This is a genomic window from Chryseobacterium sp. CBTAP 102 (genome assembly GCF_003201365.1).
Taxonomy (GTDB): domain Bacteria; phylum Bacteroidota; class Bacteroidia; order Flavobacteriales; family Weeksellaceae; genus Chryseobacterium; species Chryseobacterium candidae.
The window spans coordinates 147,808-166,857 of the sequence record NZ_QICX01000007.1 but is presented as its reverse complement, the minus strand read 5'-3'; the positions used below and the strand labels follow the sequence as shown (position 1 = coordinate 166,857).

General features: G+C 37.4%; 18 protein-coding genes and 5 tRNA genes. 16 read left to right on the top strand and 7 right to left on the bottom strand.

Features of this window, described 5'->3' with window-relative positions; translation table 11 throughout:
• The first annotated feature begins 68 nt into the window (after window positions 1-68).
• Together C8D70_RS11975 and C8D70_RS11970 are read left to right on the top strand one after the other, a co-directional pair.
• On the top strand, window positions 69-701 hold the full coding sequence (locus tag C8D70_RS11975; protein WP_110367463.1) for a helix-turn-helix domain-containing protein: 633 nt from the start codon (window positions 69-71) through the stop codon (window positions 699-701).
• 195 nt (window positions 702-896) lie between these two features.
• Complete coding sequence (locus tag C8D70_RS11970) at window positions 897-1,643, top strand: ThiF family adenylyltransferase (protein WP_110367462.1); 747 nt, start codon at window positions 897-899, stop codon at window positions 1,641-1,643.
• 19 nt (window positions 1,644-1,662) lie between these two features.
• Here the strand turns inward: C8D70_RS11970 and C8D70_RS11965 are convergent, their stop codons facing one another.
• Window positions 1,663-2,421: a response regulator transcription factor gene (locus C8D70_RS11965; RefSeq protein ID WP_076595234.1), complete on the bottom strand. Its 759-nt coding sequence runs from the start codon at window positions 2,419-2,421 to the stop codon at window positions 1,663-1,665.
• A 126-nt stretch (window positions 2,422-2,547) separates the two neighbouring features.
• Here C8D70_RS11965 and C8D70_RS11960 point away from each other — a divergent pair, with 126 nt between their 5' ends.
• From C8D70_RS11960 to C8D70_RS11910, 11 genes are all read left to right on the top strand, one after another.
• On the top strand, window positions 2,548-3,192 hold the full coding sequence (locus C8D70_RS11960; protein ID WP_076595233.1) for a hypothetical protein: 645 nt from the start codon (window positions 2,548-2,550) through the stop codon (window positions 3,190-3,192).
• Between the two features lie 66 nt (window positions 3,193-3,258).
• Window positions 3,259-5,655, top strand: a complete 2,397-nt coding sequence (locus C8D70_RS11955; RefSeq protein ID WP_228408021.1) for an outer membrane beta-barrel family protein — start codon at window positions 3,259-3,261, stop codon at window positions 5,653-5,655.
• Window positions 5,656-5,743: 88 nt separating this feature from the next.
• Window positions 5,744-5,923, top strand: a complete 180-nt coding sequence (locus tag C8D70_RS11950) for a class I lanthipeptide (protein ID WP_076595230.1) — start codon at window positions 5,744-5,746, stop codon at window positions 5,921-5,923.
• Between the two features lie 53 nt (window positions 5,924-5,976).
• Window positions 5,977-6,156: a class I lanthipeptide gene (locus tag C8D70_RS11945; protein WP_076595231.1), complete on the top strand. Its 180-nt coding sequence runs from the start codon at window positions 5,977-5,979 to the stop codon at window positions 6,154-6,156.
• Between the two features lie 53 nt (window positions 6,157-6,209).
• The gene (locus tag C8D70_RS11940) at window positions 6,210-6,389 is read left to right on the top strand and encodes a class I lanthipeptide (RefSeq protein ID WP_076595229.1); all 180 of its coding nucleotides are present in this window, start codon (window positions 6,210-6,212) and stop codon (window positions 6,387-6,389) included.
• A 62-nt stretch (window positions 6,390-6,451) separates the two neighbouring features.
• The gene (locus C8D70_RS11935; RefSeq protein WP_174774463.1) at window positions 6,452-6,622 is read left to right on the top strand and encodes a class I lanthipeptide; all 171 of its coding nucleotides are present in this window, start codon (window positions 6,452-6,454) and stop codon (window positions 6,620-6,622) included.
• A gap of 81 nt (window positions 6,623-6,703) precedes the next feature.
• Complete coding sequence (locus C8D70_RS11930; RefSeq protein ID WP_110367461.1) at window positions 6,704-7,876, top strand: lanthionine synthetase LanC family protein; 1,173 nt, start codon at window positions 6,704-6,706, stop codon at window positions 7,874-7,876.
• Entirely contained in the window at window positions 7,876-9,033 is a 1,158-nt protein-coding gene (locus C8D70_RS11925; RefSeq protein ID WP_110367460.1) for a lanthionine synthetase LanC family protein, read from the top strand. The genes C8D70_RS11930 and C8D70_RS11925 overlap by 1 nt, the downstream gene beginning before the upstream one ends.
• A 1-nt stretch (window position 9,034) precedes the next feature.
• Window positions 9,035-9,982, top strand: a complete 948-nt coding sequence (locus tag C8D70_RS11920; RefSeq protein ID WP_110367459.1) for an LLM class flavin-dependent oxidoreductase — start codon at window positions 9,035-9,037, stop codon at window positions 9,980-9,982.
• On the top strand, window positions 9,963-13,064 hold the full coding sequence (locus tag C8D70_RS11915) for a lantibiotic dehydratase (protein WP_110367458.1): 3,102 nt from the start codon (window positions 9,963-9,965) through the stop codon (window positions 13,062-13,064). Before C8D70_RS11920 ends, C8D70_RS11915 begins: the two co-directional genes overlap by 20 nt.
• Window positions 13,061-15,268 (top strand): peptidase domain-containing ABC transporter, encoded by a 2,208-nt coding sequence (locus C8D70_RS11910; RefSeq protein ID WP_110367457.1) that lies wholly within the window; start codon window positions 13,061-13,063, stop codon window positions 15,266-15,268. The genes C8D70_RS11915 and C8D70_RS11910 overlap by 4 nt, the downstream gene beginning before the upstream one ends.
• Window positions 15,269-15,397: 129 nt before the next feature.
• Here the strand turns inward: C8D70_RS11910 and C8D70_RS11905 are convergent, their stop codons facing one another.
• The 6 genes from C8D70_RS11905 to C8D70_RS11880 form a co-directional block, all read right to left on the bottom strand.
• A complete protein-coding gene (locus C8D70_RS11905) occupies window positions 15,398-16,102 on the bottom strand; it encodes a hypothetical protein (protein ID WP_076595222.1) in 705 nt (234 codons plus the stop codon).
• 160 nt (window positions 16,103-16,262) lie between these two features.
• A tRNA-Leu gene (locus tag C8D70_RS11900) sits at window positions 16,263-16,346 on the bottom strand.
• A 76-nt stretch (window positions 16,347-16,422) separates the two neighbouring features.
• Window positions 16,423-16,504, bottom strand: a tRNA-Leu gene (locus tag C8D70_RS11895).
• 121 nt (window positions 16,505-16,625) lie between these two features.
• Window positions 16,626-16,709: transfer RNA gene (locus C8D70_RS11890), tRNA-Leu, on the bottom strand.
• A gap of 6 nt (window positions 16,710-16,715) precedes the next feature.
• A tRNA-Gly gene (locus tag C8D70_RS11885) sits at window positions 16,716-16,791 on the bottom strand.
• A gap of 4 nt (window positions 16,792-16,795) precedes the next feature.
• Window positions 16,796-16,877 (bottom strand) — tRNA-Leu (locus C8D70_RS11880).
• Between the two features lie 178 nt (window positions 16,878-17,055).
• On the opposite strand from C8D70_RS11880, the gene C8D70_RS11875 reads away from it, so the two are divergent.
• The 3 genes from C8D70_RS11875 to C8D70_RS11865 are packed head-to-tail and all read left to right on the top strand — an operon-like array spanning window position 17,056 to window position 19,011.
• Window positions 17,056-17,433, top strand: coding sequence for a DUF3127 domain-containing protein (locus C8D70_RS11875; RefSeq protein ID WP_110367509.1), 378 nt, complete (start codon window positions 17,056-17,058; stop codon window positions 17,431-17,433).
• Between the two features lie 59 nt (window positions 17,434-17,492).
• The gene (gene aat / locus C8D70_RS11870) at window positions 17,493-18,146 is read left to right on the top strand and encodes a leucyl/phenylalanyl-tRNA--protein transferase (protein ID WP_110367456.1); all 654 of its coding nucleotides are present in this window, start codon (window positions 17,493-17,495) and stop codon (window positions 18,144-18,146) included.
• The gene (locus C8D70_RS11865) at window positions 18,133-19,011 is read left to right on the top strand and encodes a DMT family transporter (protein WP_076595220.1); all 879 of its coding nucleotides are present in this window, start codon (window positions 18,133-18,135) and stop codon (window positions 19,009-19,011) included. The genes aat and C8D70_RS11865 overlap by 14 nt, the downstream gene beginning before the upstream one ends.
• Window positions 19,012-19,050: the final 39 nt, after the last annotated feature.

Sequence of the window (19,050 nt, the reverse complement as noted above, 5' to 3'; positions counted from 1 at the left end):
CAAAATGCAAATATTATTAGCAATTATTTATTCCAGATTCTCTATCTTTGCAAAAATGATTAGACAAAATGAGCTTCTTTGGAACTAATATTAAGAAAATAAGACAGGTAAAAGGACTGAGCCAGAAGGCTTTTGCTGATTTATTTGATTTAAACAGAGGGGTAATAAGCTCTTATGAGGAAGGACGTGCAGAACCTAAGATTGAGACAATATTAAAGGTTGCCAATCATTTTAACCTTAATCTGGATAAATTACTGACTGAAATCATCCAGGTAAACCAATTGGTAAGCGTTTCCGATATTGATCAGCTTATGCTTTTTCCGGAACTGGCTATACAAAACAGCAAGGAAACACAGGCTAAAACGGAAGATAGTAATCCAAATTCGCCTATATTGCAAAAAATATTAGCATCCGTTGATTTGATTTATGAATTTACTGCAGAAAAACAATTGCTTTTTAATTATCACTACGGAGACATTTTATTTTTAAATAAGACAGATCCGGAAAAAGAAGCCTTATCAAGTCTGGTGCTATATAAAGACAGCCGTCTGCAATATCCATCCAACATTAAAATTAAAAACGCTGAATACCAGCAGTATTATAAGATTGTAGGCTATGTTTCTACCGCAGATAAAAATATTTTCACCGATATTTTTGAAAGGCTGGAAAAACTCGAAGATAAAGTCAAAATTAACGGATAAAAGCAGTAAAGAATGTTTAAGCCTTTAATCTCATTTTAATCACCACTTATTGAATAATATAATTCAGGATTTTAAAAAATCCTATATTTAATCTATGTTTCGCATGCTTTTATTTTGATTCTCAGAACAAAAACTAAACTATCGTGTAGTCAAAATCAGAATAAAGACACCTATTTTTGTATTAAAATAGAAACAATGGAAACAAAATATTCCCGAAACAGGTTATACGTACAGCAGGAAGAGCAGCAGGCAATAAAAAATTTTTCTATTTTGCTTGCAGGAAGCGGAATCGGCAGTAATATTGCTGAATGTGCCCTTCGTTTTGGTTTTGAAAATATTACCATTGTGGATGGCGATACTATTGAGCAGTCTAATCTGAACAGACAAAACTATACGCATCAGGATATTTCTTCCTACAAAGCGGAAACCTTATACCACCGGTTGAAAAGCATTAATCCGGAGGCCAATATCCGCTACCGAAGTGAATTTATTACGCCTGAAAATGTTCATGAAATAATCGGAGATCACGATATTGCGATTAACGCATTGGACTTTTCAAGCAATATTCCTGTAGTGTTTGACAAAATATGCCAGGAAAGAGGGATACATGTGCTGCATCCCTATAATCTTGGCTGGGGAGGTTTAGTCGCCGTTCTGGAACCTGGCGGTCTTCCGCTAGATATTCTTTCCGATGAAAATTTTAATGAACTGAAAATGGTAGAGTACATTGCGGGTTATCTGCGGTTTTGGAGAACACCCAATGAGTGGCTGGAAAATATCATCGATGAATATAAGAAGGAGAAAGAAAATCTTCCTCCTCCTCAATTAGCGATCGCATCGTGGATTGTTGCCGGAATGTGTACCCATATAATGTTCAAAATAGCCACAGGAAAGCCCTACAAAACTTTTCCTCAGTTTTATATGAATGCTATTTCCGAATAGCTATTTGTGCATTATATGATTAAATCAGTTTGTAATTGGTGGCATAGGACAGCGCTTCCGTAATATTACTTACTCCCATTTTGTCGAAAAGCTTTCTTCTATGGAACTTTACGGTATCTCCTGTCACGAAAATTTTATCCGCTATTTCATTAATGGTAAGTCCCTGTGCATATAACCGCAGAATCTCGGCTTCTCTTTCTGAGAGCTTCACCTTTTCTTCTTTAATCCATCTGCTATCTTTCAGATCATAATTCCAGATTTCATCAGTTCCCTGCTTTACAATAGAGATATTTCCGGAAGCGTGGTTATGCGATAATGAAACAATACACATTGCTTTCCACATTTTTCCTTCTGAAGATAAGAAAAGAGGGGTCAGCTTATGATTGATAAGAATGGTATTCTTACTTGCATTGACTAAATGAAAATCATAAGAAATGGTGTATAATTTTCTTTCATTTACCGGCAGGTTCTCGTAGAATTCAAATCCTACTTCATTGATTTTAAACAACAGGTCCAGGTCTTCTTTTTTCACGTGCCGGAAATAGAAAGCATAGCCCATTGTTTCTACTTCTTTGGGGGTATGATCACAAAGAAATAACGGATTATCCGATACATACTCAAAATTCTGCTTCTGATAGTCGATGACATACAGACTCATATAGGTGATTCTTGCAAAGGCTTTAATGACCTCAAGGTAGTCAGAAGTCTGAGTATTCTCTGACTCTGAGATCGAATCAATGCTGTTTTTATTTGAAAAGAATTTTCCAATCTCTTCCATAGTTTAGTTTTTAAGGGTACAGTTTTTAGGTTACTACACTTTAGTGTAGACTTTAAGGAATCTACACTAAAGTGTAGCCTATCCCACTATTCAGTGTAATAATTTTACTATAAAGATAAAAAAAATATGGGACATCTTAACTTTTACTCTTTAAGTAATAAAAACTTATACGAATTAGCAGAATTTGTTGTTACCGAAAATTTTAATCATCATGAAAGTTATTCTGATACGGATCAGTTTAAAGCTGAAGTAGAGGATATATATCATGAAGAAAAGAACTTTAAAAAGTCTAAAATTTTTGTCTCCAGAGATCACGAAGGTAAGATCAATGGTTCTATAAGAGTTTTTAAATGGAACCACAAGGATGTTCTTCCATTGGAGAAACTTTTCCAGATTACCCCATCTTCTTTTATCAAAAATAAAAAGACCCACATCTGGCATATCGGAAGATTTGCTATTAAAAAAGGAATTGATAAAACGGGGTTTGGAATTTTCAAAACATTAATGGCTTACGCAATCAATGAAGTCTGCTGCAATAAAAACTCTGTTGCTATTGCGGAATGTGATGCGAAGCTTCTGAAAGTTCTTAAGCTTATGGGAATTGAAGCCATTACACTGGCCGAACCTATTCATTATCTGGGTTCAGAAACTATCCCCGTAATGCTTACCTATAGCGGGTTGAAAAATTTCCTGGACAAGAATTATCACCTGATGTCAACACAGGAAATAAGTGCTCTACACCAAAGTGTAGTATTACAACAAACCGCCTAAAACTACACTTCCGTGTAGCATCGTTCAAAATACAACATTCTACATTTGAAACATAAAATAAAAGACATGACAAAGAAATACTTAATACCTTTATTATCCTTCATAGGAATGGGCATTCAACTTAATGCTCAGAGTATTTCCGGTAAAGTATCTGATGAAAAGGCAAAAAATGTTTCTTACGTAGAGGTTATTTTGCTGAAAGGAGATGATAAGTTCTCTGCAATTACAGATGAAAACGGACTGTTTTCTATTAAACTTCCCAAAGCAGATTCTTATAAAATGGAATTTTTCCTGAACGGAAGCAAGGTATACGAAGGAAGTGAAAATATAGAAGGCGAGGTGACAAAAAGCTATATTATAAAAGAGAGCCAGCCGGAAAGCCAGGAAATCCAGGCGATCAGCTTAACCCAAAAGAAAAAACTGGTGGAAAGAAAGATAGACCGTCTTGTTTTCAAAGTGGAAAATTCGGTTGCGGCTACGGGAGGGACAGCAATAGATGCTTTAAAAACAACTCCTTTGGTTCGTATTCAGGATGAGAAAGTATCCATTGTAGGAAAAGGTGAAGTTCTGATAATGATTGATGACCGTATTCAGAGAATGTCTCCCGATGATCTTTCAAGTTTCTTAAAATCTATCCCTTCAGATAATATTCAGTCTATTGAAGTGATTACTACCCCACCAGCAAAGTATGATGCAGAAGGAGACAGCGGACTAATCAATATCAAACTTAAAAAAGGAAAAGCCAATTCCTGGAATGCCAACATCGGCGGTAATTATACTCAGAAAACCTATGCAGGAGGCGGACTTCAGGGAGCATTTAATTACAACCGAAACAGACTTTCATTACAGGTTACAGCTAATACTAATTCTCAGAGACTCCGTACTACCTCAGACAGTAAAATCTATTATCCGGATGAGCTTTGGATTCTGAATGTAAAAAATAAGTCTGAAGAGAACAATCTCGGGCTGGGACTTGGCGTAGATTATAAAATATCTGAAAAATGGACAACAGGAGCCAAATATCTGGGGAGTTTTACCAGAAATACCTCATCCAACAGTCCTTTCACCTCAAGATTTAATCCGGCAGGAGCTGTCAACTCCTACATTACATCTGATATGGATGCCAACAATAAACCCAATATGAATTCTCTTAACTGGTATAATACATTTAAGTTAGATTCTGCCGGCACAAAAATCACTACAGATTTTGATTATTTCCATTACAGAAAAAGTGATTACAACTTTTATGCAGGAAATGAACTGGATCCCCTGAAAAATATTCTTCCGGGAAGCTTTTTCTCGGCAACGAATACGAATGTGAACCGTATTGAGAACTATTCCGGAAAAGTAGATGTGGAAATGCCGTTGAAATGGGCTTCTTTAAGCTTCGGGGGGAAATACACTTATACGAATACCAATAACGATCTTGTGGTTATAGATCGTAAAACCGGAACACCAGTCCTCAATACAGATCAGTCGAATATTTTTAATTATAAGGAGCATAATGAAGCTCTATATGTTTCTGCAAGCAAAAAACTGGGTGAAAAATGGGAAACCCAGGCAGGATTGAGAATGGAAGCAACGCAGACAACGGGCTATTCTCACAATCTTAATCAGACCAACAAAAATGATTATGTGAAATTATTTCCCACTGCCTATGTGACGTATAATCCGAATGATAAAAACTCTTTCTCACTTAACTACAGCAGAAGGATCCGCAGACCGAATTTCGATTATCTGAATCCGTTTGTGGTGCGTACAAGCCCTTATTATTATTCGGAAGGAAATCCTTTTTTAAAGCCTTCTATTATTGATAATCTAGAGTTTTCTTATGTGAGAAACCAAAAATGGGTATCCTCTGTGTATTATTCTCAGGTATCAGATTTCAGCCAGGATCTTTCTATTCTGGATCCTGAAACGAATATCACCAGAAGTACACCGTTGAACTATGCCAATACGTATCAGGTAGGAGTTTCCACCTATTACAATTTTAATAAGTGGTCCTGGTGGAACAGCTTTACAGGGTTTAATGTGAATTATCAGAAGGTAAAGTCCAAAACAGATTTCATCAGTTCAATAGACGGATATAATGCCTATTTCTATTCAAATAATGATTTTACACTGAATAAATCTAAAACCCTTTTCTTCAGTGCGAACTACGGGCTTCAGCTTCCGGGACGTTATCAGATCTTTCATATCTCAACGATGAATATTCTGGATGTCTCTATGAAGTTCCTGCTTCTGGATAAAAAACTGACGCTTACGGTTACCGGTATGGATCTTTTGAATGGCCAGCGACCTGTGATCACTTATGAGTCTAACGGAGTGAAAACAGACTTCACCAGCTATGGCGACACCAGAGGGGTAAGGGTTTCTTTAAGCTACAAATTCGGGAACAAGAACCTGAAATCTGAACAGCAGAGAAATTTCGGGAACGAGGACGAAAGAAACAGAATTAATTAATCAACTATATACTTGCAAGTAGGGTCCAATAAAGGTTTTATGACTTGAAAAGATAACCACAATCAACTATTCTAAAAATTTTAAAATCATGCACAAAATTAAATTAACAAAAGGTTTACAGATCAACAAAGAGCAAATCAGCAAATTACAGGAAGAGCAAATGAACAGCTTAAAAGGAGGGGTTAACAGCCTTCAGGCAGCGGCCCAGTCTTGCGGACAGTGTTCTTGCGGTGGAAACACAATTGTAAAAACAAGAGCAGCTCAGTAATCAGCACTCCCAATCACATTTAAAATAAACAATAACATTTAAAATTAAACATCATGAACAAAATGAAATTATCTAAAGGACTACAAATCAACAAAGAGCAAATCAGCAAATTACAGGAGGAGCAAATGAACAGCCTAAAAGGAGGAGTTAACAGCCTTCAGGCAGCGGCCCAGTCTTGCGGACAGTGTTCTTGCGGTGGAAACACTGTGGTAAAAACAAGAGCAGCTCAATAATCAGCACTCCCAATCACATTTAAAATAAACAATAACAATCAAAATCAAACATCATGCACAAAATTAAATTAACAAAAGGTCTACAGATCAACAAAGAGCAAATCAGCAAATTACAGGAAGAGCAAATGAACAGCCTAAAAGGAGGAGTTAACAGCCTTCAGGCAGCGGCCCAGTCTTGCGGACAGTGTTCTTGCGGTGGAAACACTGTGGTAAAAACAAGAGCAGCTCAATAATCAGCACTCCCAATCACATTTAAAATAAACAATAACATTTAAAATTAAACATCATGAACAAAATGAAACTAACTAAGGGTCTTCAAATCAACAAAGAGCAAATCAGCAAATTACAGGAAGAGCAAATGAACAGCCTAAAAGGAGGGGTTAACAGCCTTCAGGCAGCGGCCCAGTCTTGCGGACAGTGTTCTTGCGGTGGAAACACTGTGGTACAAACAAGAATAGCGAAGTAATCTTCTCCTATAAAAGAGGGAGAGATGTTCATCAGTCTCCCTCTTTTAAAAAAAATTATATAATCTCACAGCTCTCACATCATGCAAAAAGAAAAATTAATCATCTCAGAAATAGAAGAATGTATCCGTAAAAAAGAGACATCCCTTACCGGAATAGGTCTTAATAACGGGATTCTAAGTGCTTCAATGTTCTATTATTATCATTATCTGATGACCCGGGAATCGGAATCTTTAGAACTGGTAACCCATTATATTGAAAAGTCTCTGTCTGTTTTAACAGAGGATTATAAGAGTCTTCATTTTAATGATGAAATAAGAGAGCTGGGATTATATCTTATATTCCTGAAACAGCAGGAAGTTTTAGACAATGAAATAGATTCTTTACTGGAGAATATAGATGACATTCTGGAAGAAATTCTGATCCAGAAAACACAAAACGGAGATCTTGACCTTACCAGCGGTTTTCCGAGCTTTGCCAAGTATTTCGTTTTGAGAAATCTTGAGGATAAAAAACATCTGATAAACAATACCTTGGATAAAATCATTGAGCTTACTCAAACTCACGAAAGCGGAAGCTACTGGAAATTTGATCTTCGCAATAAAGAAAATCCATATGTAGAACTGGGCTTAGGGCACGGAACTACAGGAGTCATCAACTATTTGTTATTCCTTTACAAAAATAACATCTACACTCCGGAATCTTTAGCGCTTATTCACTCCGGACTTTCATTCATCTGGAGCTGTAAAGAAAGCACTACAGACCATATCTCTCTTTTCCCGTTCAATGCCTTTGAAGATGTTTATATAGATTATCATAATCTGGCTTATGGGGAAATAGGAATTGGCTATACTTTTTACAATGCCGGAATTCTTTTAGACAATAAAGATTATTGTGACAAAGGACTGCAAATACTGATCAATACCACAAAATTTAAAGATCCTGATCAGTCTGCCATCCTGGAACCGGGATTAATTTATGGTTCTGCCGGATTATCCGCTTTGTACAAAAACCTTTATCATCTTACCGAACAGGATGTCTTTCTGGAAGCCAAAGACTACTGGCACCAGCATCTTCTTCGGTCTAAGAAAAATGAAAATGAGCAATGGGCAGGATTCAATGCCTACTACAATGCAGAATATGACAATATCAACATGGCTTTAGGCCAGGGAATAGCAGGAATTGGTATTAATCTGATGAGCAATATCATTACAAACCATCACAATTATGTTTCATTCTATAATTACGATCTATAATGGAAACTCTACAATCTCAAAACATAACAATCCTTCTTCAGGAATATGATCAGAAACTGCTGGATTTTGATTATGGAAATTTACCGGACGGATTGCTTTATGGAAAACTGGGACTTCTGCTTTATTTTCTTGCACAGTATCAGATCTCCGGAAATGATATCTATGTGAACAAAGTAGGCGCTATCCTGGAAGAAGTATTTGAAAATGGCAACCTGCAAAAAGAAAACAACGTATACACCCTCCCGAATCTATCCAAAGGAATGACCGGACTGGGCATTATTCTGAACCTGCTGAAACAGGACGGACTTATTCAGGATGATTTTGATGAACAGATTGCAGACATCGGAGAACTGATCTTCCAACAGTCTGTCACCATGCTGAACGAAAACAATTACACTTTTTTTGATGGACCCATAGGAAATCTTCACTATTTCAACACCATCAGAAACGAAAAATACAGCAGCGAAATCGTAAACATACTTTATGACGAATGTATTTCTCACCCCACTCCATTTGAAAACAAGCTGAACGACAGCTATGCAGATGGTATCAACTTAGGATTCAATTATGGCTATCTTTCTATTGTTAATAATCTTTTGGCCCTTCCGGAAATAACGGAAAAAGCAAAACATATTATTAACTCATGCCTGGATTTCATTATCTCCAATTTTGATGTTCATGAAGTAGAAAATGCCAGAATATATAAACCATACAATTACAAAATAGCACAAAACCGGCTGAAGCCTTTTCATAATAACAGACTCTGCTGGTGCAACAGTGATCTTTCCTTCTCTTATCTTCTTTATAAAACAGGAGAAACACTACAGGAAAACAGATACACAGAAATGGCCCGCGAACTGGGTCTGGAAACAACCAAAAGGAAAGTAATGGCCAACACAGGAGTAGAGTTTATCCAGTACTGCCACGGAACCTCAGGACTTGTACAGCTTTACCATGAGCTTCATGAAAAAGACAGCCATCCTGAGTATGAAAAAGCTAAAAATTTCTGGACAAAAAGATCGCTGGAAATCCTGGAAAACGAACTGGATCAGCCATTCACATTGGAAGACAGCAATTTACTCTTCGGAAAAACAGGAGCCCTGATTGCTCTGAATGACAAAATAGACCAAACGAAATACCTAAAATTTTTACTGTAACATGAAAACAAAAAGCATAGGATTACTAGAACTAGGATACAGAAGCGGCAAAGATTCCATCACTGCTCTTAACGATGTAGTTGATTATGCCCTTCATGCAGAGAGATTAGGATACAGCAGATTCTGGCTGGCAGAGCATCATTATTCCCATCTTAAGAATCTTGCCTTTTCAAATCCGGACATCGTGATTGCCATGATTGCCGGAATGACGGAAAAAATAAGAGTAGGATCCGCAGGAACTTCAGTACCGAGCTATTCTCCTTATGCTGTGGCTACCAATTATAAGCTGATCAACAATATATTCAACGGGAGAATAGACCTTGGCCTGTCCAAAGGCATCCCTGAAAGTAATCATACGAAAAACCTTTTAAACCCGGACATTCTTGAAAGAGGCTCCGGAGTGGTCTTCAAAGAAAATGCCCGCATGATTCATGAACTTTTTTATTCTGAAGCAGAAAAGAATGAAAAAGAAGGCATTCTGATCCCTCCTTACGGCGGACTGATCCCGGATCTATGGTATCTTTCCTCTTCCCTGAACAATCTGGATGACGCCGTCAGTTTATACTCAAATTATTGTGTATCAGCATTTCACGGAAACGGAAAATTCCTTGACAGTTTTGAAGGTAAAAAAGAAGAGATCAACAGATATAAAGAAACATTTATACAGAAAAACGGATTTGAACCCAAAACATCACTTGCTCTGGCAATCAACCTCTCAGAAATCAGTGAAATAAAGTCTGACGCAGATGAATCCGAAGCGTTCAAAATTCTACACCTCAGCTTTGAAGAGCTTTTTGAACTCATTGAAAACCTGGATGATCAACTGGCCGTAGATGAATTCATCTTATATGATACGGAACCCGACAGTGATAAGAAAATAGAAAACGCTGAAACGATAAGCAATCATTACAACTTACAATCTATTCAACATGAAAACGCAGTTAGATAACATTAATATTGGCTTTATGAGAAACGCTTTGTACTCATTCAGACAATATAACAACATACCGAAAAATACAGCAGATCTTGATCATTTTGTTCTGGAACTGTGGAATGATGAGGTCTTCAGAGAATCTGTTTTCTTAGCATCTTATGAGCTGTATAACGAATGGGCAAGATTATGCCAGAACGATTCATCTTTATCCCAGGTAAAGAGAAACAGAATTAACAATTCTATCCTGAAATACTATATCAGAATTACCACCAGGTCTACTCCGTTCGGAACATTTGCTTCTCATTCCGCTTTTGAACTGAACGCAGAACATAAAAATATTGAAGCCGGAAATATGGATTCTATCCACCGGTATACAACGCTGGACCTGTCTTTCCTTTTTCAGGTTATCGCATTGATCAACAGAGACTTTCCGGAAGTTCACGAATATGAGCTTAATGACTCCGTCTATAAGCTGGGTGATTATTACCGATATATCGAAACTACAGTACAAAATGAAAAAAGAGTTTACACGCTCAGCTCATTGGAAAAAGACGAGCTTCTGGATTTTCTGGTTGAAAACACAGCCAATAAGTCTTACTCATTCGACGGCCTGGTGGCTCTGGTAGCAGAAAACGTAGAAGGAGTTTCTGAAGAAGATGCTAAATATTATATCTTCAGCCTGATAGATGCCCAGTTCTTTAAAAGCAATTTTGATATCTGCCTGAATGAGCATTCTCCACTATGCCAGATCATTGAATATTTACATTCGAAAAAAGGCATTGCTCCTGAACTGGATGCTTACCTTGATACCCTCATCAGAATGGACGACTATATGAAGCTGCTTAATTCAGGAGTAGGACAGCCTCAGGAATATTACAGTGAAATATTTGCCCTTGCCAACCAGTTCTCCATATTATATGACAGAAAATACCTGATTAATTCTTCATTAAAAAGAACCCTTGATTTCTCTCCGGTTACCAGAGAAGATCTTTCCAAAATCAAAAAAGGAATCAATACCTTAGCCTGTTTTTGGGACAAAGGAAGCGAAACGGTGAATGAAAACTTAGAAAAGTTTAAAACAGCTTTTTACACAAGATATGAAGAAAGCCTGGTCCCTTTGGTAGAAGTGCTGGACAATGAAAGCGGCATCGGGTATATTCAGGAACAAAACAGTGAAAACGATTTTTCTTCTCTTTTAGATACGTTAAGCTGGCCCAATTCTAACACGGATTCTTTTTCCATCACTTACAATAAAAAGATTCATGAATTCTGGAGAAGACTCATCAATAAAGCCAACATTAACGGAGAGACTTCTATAGATCTCAGCCAGCATGATATCAGCAATCTTCAGAATACGGAAGAAGTAAGCCTGGCAAGATCTCTTGCAGTAATGATAGAAAAGGTTTCTGATAAAATTGCTATTTCTTCTGTAGGAGGTACCAGCGGAGCCAACCTTATCGCCAGATTTTCCAATGAAGATGAAGAAATCCTTGCCCCGATGAACAGAATCATTAAAGAAGAACAGAACGATGATCATTTTATTTACGCAGAACTGCTTCACCTACCTGATAACAGAGCCGGAAATATCCTTCTGAGACAGGTAAAAAGAGGAAACCAGCTTTCTTATCTTACGAAACCTTCTGCGTCGGAAAATACCATCAGCCTGACGGACCTTTACATTAAAATGATAGATAAAAGAATCGTTTTATTCCATAAAGAACAGAATAAAGAAGTAAAAATCTTCCATTCTACCGCTCATAATTTTGATTATAATTCGCTGCCGGTATACCAGTTTTTATGTGACCTCCAGCATCAGGATATTTCCACTGCATTGGTTTTAAACATTGGGGATACCAATTACCTGATGTATGATTATATTCCCCGCATCACCTTTGGTAATGATATCATCTTTACGCCGGCATTATGGCGAGTATACCAGAACGAAGTATCAGGAATAAAGGCCAAAAACAATACGGAAAGCATTAAAAAATTAAAAGAATATCTATCAGATAAAAAAGTTAACCGATATTTCTTTATTGCTCAGGGAGATAACAAATTACTGATCGATACGGAAAATGATAACCTTTTATTATTCCTTGTGGATGAACTGAGATCCAAAGAAATGGTGACACTTACAGAATGTCTTTATGATCTTGAAGCAGATGAATTCAACAATGAGATTATCATTCCCATGATCAACAGAAATTATACAGCATTTAAAACTGAGCTTGACCCGCATCTTTTCAATGCCAGTATTGCTGATCATAAGTTCATCCCGGGAAATAAATGGCTTTACTATAAAATTTATTGCGGAAACAAGTTCTCAGACAAAATATTACAGGATGTGTTTCCGGAGCTTTTAGAACAGCTTAATGAAGAAGATCTGATCAAAAAATGGTTCTACATCAGGTACAGTGATCCTGATAATCATATCAGACTAAGGCTGGAAATTAATGATAATGACCTTACCAATACAGCGCAGATCATTACAACTTTCAACGATTATTTTGATAAATATATCAGCGAAGGAATCATTAATAAAGTGGAAATGGGAACCTACGACAGAGAATATGAAAGATATGAAGGTGAATTTATTGACACTGCGGAACATATCTTCCACTATGACAGTAAACTGACAGTGAATCTGTTAAAGAATATTCCGAACAACGATGATCTTTGGTTATATGCCATCAAAAGTATTGACGTCTATTTTGATGTCTTCAGAATGGATCTGGATAAACGGCATGAAGTGATCAGTAAAATCTATACCCAGTTTCAGAAAGAGTTTAATGTAGACAGCAACCTGAAAAAGCAGCTTGACCTTAAATACAGAAGCAACCTGAATATCATCAGCGAAATTGTAGAAACGGATGGCAATCCATACTTCTCAGAGTTTGTTAATGCGGTCACAGAAAACTGTAAGGAAATAGAAAAGCTCAGGACCATTCAGAAAGAAAGATTAGTGAGCAGTTTTATTCACATGCATATCAACAGGCTGATAAGATCCAGACACAGAATGCATGAACTGATCATCTACGGCATCGTAGAAAAGTATTACAAAATGAAAATCGGCAAAAGAAAATATCTAGTATCATGAAGCTAAAATTTATCCCTCAACACGACCAAATGGACTGCGGTCCTGCATGTATCGCAATGGTGGCTTCCTACTTCGGCAAGCAGATTCCGTTACATTTTTTGAAAGAAAATGCCAACCTATCCAGAGAAGGAGTTAGCTTACTGAGCATCAGTGAACTGTGCGAAGATATTGGATTTGAAACGTATCCTGCCAAGCTTACATTACAGACCCTGGATGAAAACGGCAGCCTGCCTTGTATTCTTCACTGGAATAAAAATCATTTCGTGGTACTTATTGATGTAAATAAAAGCCTTATTTCAGGAAAAAAACGCTACAAAATTGCAGATCCAAGCCACGGAATGATCTGGATGAGCGAAAAAGACTTTCTTAAAAGCTGGCTGTCTGACGGAGAAACCGGAATTGCCCTTTTTGTAAGCCCTACCAACAGCTTTTACCAGCAAACCTTCCCGGAAGAAGATAAACTGAGTATTTCTTTTGCCATGAAATATTTCAAAGAGCACAAAAACAAATTCCTCTTTTTATCCGGAATGCTGCTTATCGGTAGCTGCCTGAGCCTTGTATTTCCATTCCTTACGCAAACACTTATTGATAAAGGAGTTAACACAAAAGACGTAGATCTTATTACCATCATTCTGGTCTCTCAGGTCGTTTTATATTTAGGAAGTATCACGATAGAAATTCTCAGAAACTGGCTGATGCTTTATATCGGGACCAGAATCAGTATTTCCATTATTTCAGACTTTCTGAAGAAAATGCTTCTCCTTCCAATGGGCTTTTTTGATACCAAAATGAAGGGAGATTTTACCCAGAGAATCCAGGATAATGAGAGAATAGAAGATTTTCTTACCTCTCAGAGCCTTATGACTTTCTTCTCTATGGTTACTTTTCTAGTGTTTTTCGGAGTGCTTTGGTATTATAACGTTACAATTGTGCTTATTTACTCATCATTGACGGCATTATCATTGGTTTGGGCTCAATACTGGCTGAAAAAAAGAGAAATTCTGGATTATTACAGATTCCGCGAAAAAGGACAAAGCCAGGAAAGCGTTTATGAGATCCTGAACGGAGTTTCTGAAATGAAGTTAAATCAGTTTGAAGATTACAAAAGACAGGAATGGGAAGGGATTCAGAATAAGCTTTTTAAAACAACCCTTCGGATTTTAAAAGTAGATCAGTTTCAGTTTTCAGGATTTGAATTTCTTAACCAATTAAAGAACATTTTCGTGACGTTCTTTGCGGCATTGCAGGTTGTGAAAGGAAATATGACCATCGGCGAACTATTGGCCATCTCTTACATCATCGGACAATTGAATTCTCCCGTTAACCAGATGATTTCTTTCTTCCGTTCTTTACAGGATGCGAAACTGAGTCTTTCAAGATTAAATGAAGTTCAGAACCACGAAGAAGAAGAAAAAGAAGGAATGAAAGCCCTGGAAATAGGCAATAACCATTCAAAAGACGAAGAGAGAGGAATTACTTTAAATAATGTTTCTTTTCAGTATGAAGGACCCAAATCTCAGTTCGTTTTAAAAGATGTGAACCTGTTTATCCCTGAAGGTAAAGTGACAGCCATTGTAGGAGCCAGCGGAAGCGGAAAAACAACCTTGATGAAGCTTTTATTAAAGTTTTATAATCCTACTCACGGTACCATTCATTATAACGAAGATGATATTCTTACCCTTTCCCCTAAAAGCATCAGAGAAAACTACGGAGTGGTAATGCAGGATGGGTTTATCTTCTCCGACACCATTGAAAGAAATATCGCCACCAGCGAAGTGGAAATCAATACCAGAAAGATGGAAAATGCCGTAAGAGTAGCCAATATTTCTTCTTTCATAGATAATCTTCCGTTAGGATACAGCACCAAAATCGGGGCAGCCGGCAACGGAATCTCCGGAGGGCAGAAACAAAGGGTTCTTATTGCAAGAGCCGTATACAAAAACCCTCATTTTATCCTCTTCGATGAAGCCACCTCTGCGCTGGATGCCGAAAATGAAAAGATCATTCATGATAACTTACAGGAATTCTTCAAAGGAAAAACGGTAATTATTGTAGCCCACCGTTTAAGTACCGTAAAAAATGCAGACCAGATTATCGTTCTGAAAAACGGAGCTGTTGTTGAAAAAGGAAACCACCAGGAATTGGTCAACAGAAAAGCAGATTACTACAGTCTTGTAAAAAATCAGCTTGAATTAGGCAACTAATCACCTCTCAATATATTTTAACCGTTTCGCAGCTTGTGAGGCGGTTTTTTATGCAGCTTATTAAAAAAGAAAACCTTTGTAATGCATTTACAAAGGTTTTTGTTTTAGTCTGGAGAGATTGTAAATCAATTATTTAAAATCTTTATCCTCAATATTCTTATTGTAGTATAAATCTACAAGAGTTGCTTCCTGATTACCATCTTCAGAAACAAAAGTAGATTTGGTAGCATACCAAAGATCCCCGAATTTTTTATAATCGCTTTGTAAAACTGTAGAGAATGTATTCTTTTCACCATTTTCCACCGTTTCTTCTTTGCTTAGAAAGAATGACTTTACATCGTAATACAGATAGGTCACCTTTCCTGTTATATAGGTTGCTTTTATTTTATAATAGATCTTATCCGGATTTTCGTCAATAAGTTCAATCTTGTATAATTTTGGATCTATGTAAGCAAGTTCATTCATGATATACTTTCTGTCGGCCTTATCTTTAAATTCAGCAGGATCAGCCAGCTTTCTCTCACCGTTGACCAGTTCATAACCTGTTTTACCGTCAAACCATGATTTGTAAACAATTCTTCCCTGGTATTCAATTTCAAAGCTTCCTTTATTGGGTACCATTTCTTTGGTAATCCAATACACATTTCGTCCGTCCATTACCGTTTCAGATTTGGAATAAAGCGTTTTTATGCTGCTCAGAAGTTTTTTTCCGCCTTCTGCCTGGATGGCTTTTTCAATAATTTCTTTGGCTTTGCTTTCGCTGGATGTCTGTGAGAATAACGGGTTAGAGGCAGCGATCATGCCAACGACTACAATGGTATTGAATAACTTCATGGTTTTATTTTTTCTGTGGCAAATGTACCAAAAGACATGATATAGTTTTCCTTTTTGATTCACTATTTTTAAATTATAATGAATTAAATATAAAAAACAGACAGGGATTTATTGCATTGAAAACAAAAAAGCCCTCCGTAATCTCTTACAGAGGGCTTTGTACCCCAGACGGGACTTGAACCCGTACGTCCTTGCGGACACAGGATTTTAAGTCCTGCGTGTCTACCAGTTCCACCACCAGGGCATGGTGTGGGCAAAAAAAAAGATTCGAACCAGAGGTTCCAACCTTCTTAATGATTCTAAAAAACCTTTTAGAATAGTGCGGATGAAGGGACTCGAACCCCCACGCCTCACGGCACCAGATCCTAAGTCTGGCGTGGCTACCAATTACACCACATCCGCTGGTTTTGCTGATCTGAATACTCAGATTCAACCTGATTTCCTTACAAATATAAGATTTTTATTTAAAGAACGCTCTCTATTAAAACAAAAAACCCTCCGTAAGATATTACAGAGGGTCTTGTACCCCAGACGGGACTTGAACCCGTACGTCCTTGCGGACACAGGATTTTAAGTCCTGCGTGTCTACCAGTTCCACCACCAGGGCATGGTGTGGAGCGAAAAACGGGATTCGAACCCGCGACCCCAACCTTGGCAAGGTTGTGCTCTACCAGCTGAGCTATTTTCGCATAGTGCGGATGAAGGGACTCGAACCCCCACGCCTCACGGCACCAGATCCTAAGTCTGGCGTGGCTACCAATTACACCACATCCGCTGGTTTTTTATATTGTAAGTTTTAAAGAGCTTGCTTCGTTTTTGTGAGTGCAAATATAGGACAATTTCCTTTATCACCAAACTTTTCAGGAAAAAAAAATAAAATTTCCATATTTTTTTTTCATGCCTTCTTTTATTACATTTCATTTTCATACTTTTACATCGTTAATATTTACGATATGGAATTACAAGGAACGGTAAAGAAACTTTTTGATGCTCAAACATTTGCGAGCGGGTTTCAAAAAAGAGAAATGGTTATTTTGACCCAGGAACAGTATCCACAGCCGATAAACATAGAATTTTTGTCTGATAAAATCAGTTTATTAGATAACCTTAAAGAAGGAGAAAACGTAAAGGTAGGAATCAACATCAGAGGAAGAGAATGGGTTTCTCCTCAGGGTGAAACGAAATACTTCAACTCTATTACGGGGTGGAGAATAGAAAAAGTTTCTGAAAATACTTCAGAACCTACTCAGGCTATGCCTCAGCAATCAGCATCTCCAGTTTCTAACGAAAATCCGTTTGCCGGAGACGATGATGACGATTTGCCTTTTTAATTAAAGAATAAAAATCAAATATAAATCCTGCTTTTTGAAGTGGGATTTTTTTTCTAAAAATGGTCCGATTAGACGAAAACGAGATTTCATTTCCTGACCCTGAGCTGTATGATGGGCACGAGGGAGTGGTTGCTTTTGGTGGCGACCTGTCTGTAGAACGTATTTGGTTTGCTTACCAGCTCGGTATTTTTCCCTGGTACAATCCCGGTGAGGAAATCCTTTGGTGGTGTCCCGATCCAAGATTTGTTCTTATTCCTGAAGAATTAAAAGTTTCCAAGTCTATGAGAAAGATACTCAACAGAAATGTTTTTACTTTCTCCGAGAATAAGAATTTCAGAGAAGTGATCAGGAATTGCCAGCAGGCTACAAGAAAAGGACAGTCAGGAACATGGCTTTCTGATGAATTGATGGAATCTTTTATCCGGCTTCATCAATACGGCTTGGCCAAAAGTATTGAAGTATGGCAGGGTGAAGAACTTGTTGGCGGTTTTTACGGATTGCAGATTGGAAATGTATTCTGCGGAGAAAGTATGTTTGCCAGGGTAAATAATGCTTCAAAAGCAGGTTTTATCAACTTTGTAGAAAGCAACAAAGACAACCTTGAGTTAATTGACTGCCAATCACATACAGAACATCTGGAGAGTCTGGGGGCGAAAATGATTCCTAAAAAAGAATTTCTAAAAATCTTACACGAAAATAATGAACGCAGATAAAGAAAAATGGGTTCTTCTGGTGGTTCTGAGTATTATCTGGGGATCATCCTTTATTTTAATCAAAAAATCGCTGGAGCATTTCAATCCGTTTCAGGTTGGGTCTTTAAGAGTTCTTATTGCCGGGATTATTCTTCTTCCGGTGGCTATTTCCAATTACAAACTTTTCCCTAAAAAACATTTAAAATGGTTAATTCTGGCTGCCTTCACCGGAAATTTCATTCCCATGTTTCTGTTTCCGATTGCTGAAACGGAAATAAGCAGTAGTATTGCCGGAATCATCAACTCCATGATGCCCATTTTTGTGATTATTGTAGGTGCACTGGTCTGGAAGTTTGAAACCACGAAAAAACAGATTACAGGAACCCTAATAAGCTTTACCGGAGTATGCATACTCGCATTTGGAGGAGGAGACAGCAAAGAGCTGAAAATGATCCCTATTCTGCTCCTTTTATTGGCTACTTTATGCTATGCACTAAGTACCACAACTGTAAAATCAAAGCTGATGGATGTCTCTTCTACGGTTTTATCTGCTTTTGTTTTTTCCTTTGTTTTGTTGCTGCCATCCATTATTGCACTCACAGGTACAGGATTCTTTTCGGAATTCAGTTTTTCGAAGGATAATCTGATGGGACTTATGTTTGTCAGCCTTTTATCTGTTTTCGGGACCGGCCTGGCCATGATGATGAACTACCGTCTATTAAAAGTTTCCTCTCCCCTCTTCGCATCCACTGTTACCTTAGTTATGCCTATTGTTGCTATTATCTGGGGAATAATTGATGGTGAAAAACTCACTTATTTACAATTTACGGGTGCTGGAATTATTATCGCAGGACTCATCTTTTTAAGAACAAATCCAAAAAAATAAAATCATATTATAAATTAAATTATATTTGGTTGATTATAA

Bases quoted from the DNA above. Each gene is read 5' to 3' on its own strand.
- C8D70_RS11905 (WP_076595222.1), bottom strand. From the start codon at position 16,102: ATGAAGTTATTCAATACCATTGTAGTCGTTGGCATGATCGCTGCCTCT.
- C8D70_RS11915 (WP_110367458.1), top strand. From the start codon at position 9,963: ATGAAAACGCAGTTAGATAACATTAATATTGGCTTTATGAGAAACGCT.
- C8D70_RS11930 (WP_110367461.1), top strand. From the start codon at position 6,704: ATGCAAAAAGAAAAATTAATCATCTCAGAAATAGAAGAATGTATCCGT.
- C8D70_RS11925 (WP_110367460.1), top strand. From the start codon at position 7,876: ATGGAAACTCTACAATCTCAAAACATAACAATCCTTCTTCAGGAATAT.
- C8D70_RS11865 (WP_076595220.1), top strand. From the start codon at position 18,133: ATGAACGCAGATAAAGAAAAATGGGTTCTTCTGGTGGTTCTGAGTATT.
- C8D70_RS11975 (WP_110367463.1), top strand. From the start codon at position 69: ATGAGCTTCTTTGGAACTAATATTAAGAAAATAAGACAGGTAAAAGGA.
- aat (WP_110367456.1), top strand. From the start codon at position 17,493: ATGGTCCGATTAGACGAAAACGAGATTTCATTTCCTGACCCTGAGCTG.
- C8D70_RS11960 (WP_076595233.1), top strand. From the start codon at position 2,548: ATGGGACATCTTAACTTTTACTCTTTAAGTAATAAAAACTTATACGAA.
- C8D70_RS11970 (WP_110367462.1), top strand. From the start codon at position 897: ATGGAAACAAAATATTCCCGAAACAGGTTATACGTACAGCAGGAAGAG.
- C8D70_RS11950 (WP_076595230.1), top strand. From the start codon at position 5,744: ATGCACAAAATTAAATTAACAAAAGGTTTACAGATCAACAAAGAGCAA.
- C8D70_RS11965 (WP_076595234.1), bottom strand. From the start codon at position 2,421: ATGGAAGAGATTGGAAAATTCTTTTCAAATAAAAACAGCATTGATTCG.
- C8D70_RS11955 (WP_228408021.1), top strand. From the start codon at position 3,259: ATGACAAAGAAATACTTAATACCTTTATTATCCTTCATAGGAATGGGC.
- C8D70_RS11935 (WP_174774463.1), top strand. From the start codon at position 6,452: ATGAAACTAACTAAGGGTCTTCAAATCAACAAAGAGCAAATCAGCAAA.
- C8D70_RS11910 (WP_110367457.1), top strand. From the start codon at position 13,061: ATGAAGCTAAAATTTATCCCTCAACACGACCAAATGGACTGCGGTCCT.
- C8D70_RS11945 (WP_076595231.1), top strand. From the start codon at position 5,977: ATGAACAAAATGAAATTATCTAAAGGACTACAAATCAACAAAGAGCAA.
- C8D70_RS11920 (WP_110367459.1), top strand. From the start codon at position 9,035: ATGAAAACAAAAAGCATAGGATTACTAGAACTAGGATACAGAAGCGGC.
- C8D70_RS11875 (WP_110367509.1), top strand. From the start codon at position 17,056: ATGGAATTACAAGGAACGGTAAAGAAACTTTTTGATGCTCAAACATTT.
- C8D70_RS11940 (WP_076595229.1), top strand. From the start codon at position 6,210: ATGCACAAAATTAAATTAACAAAAGGTCTACAGATCAACAAAGAGCAA.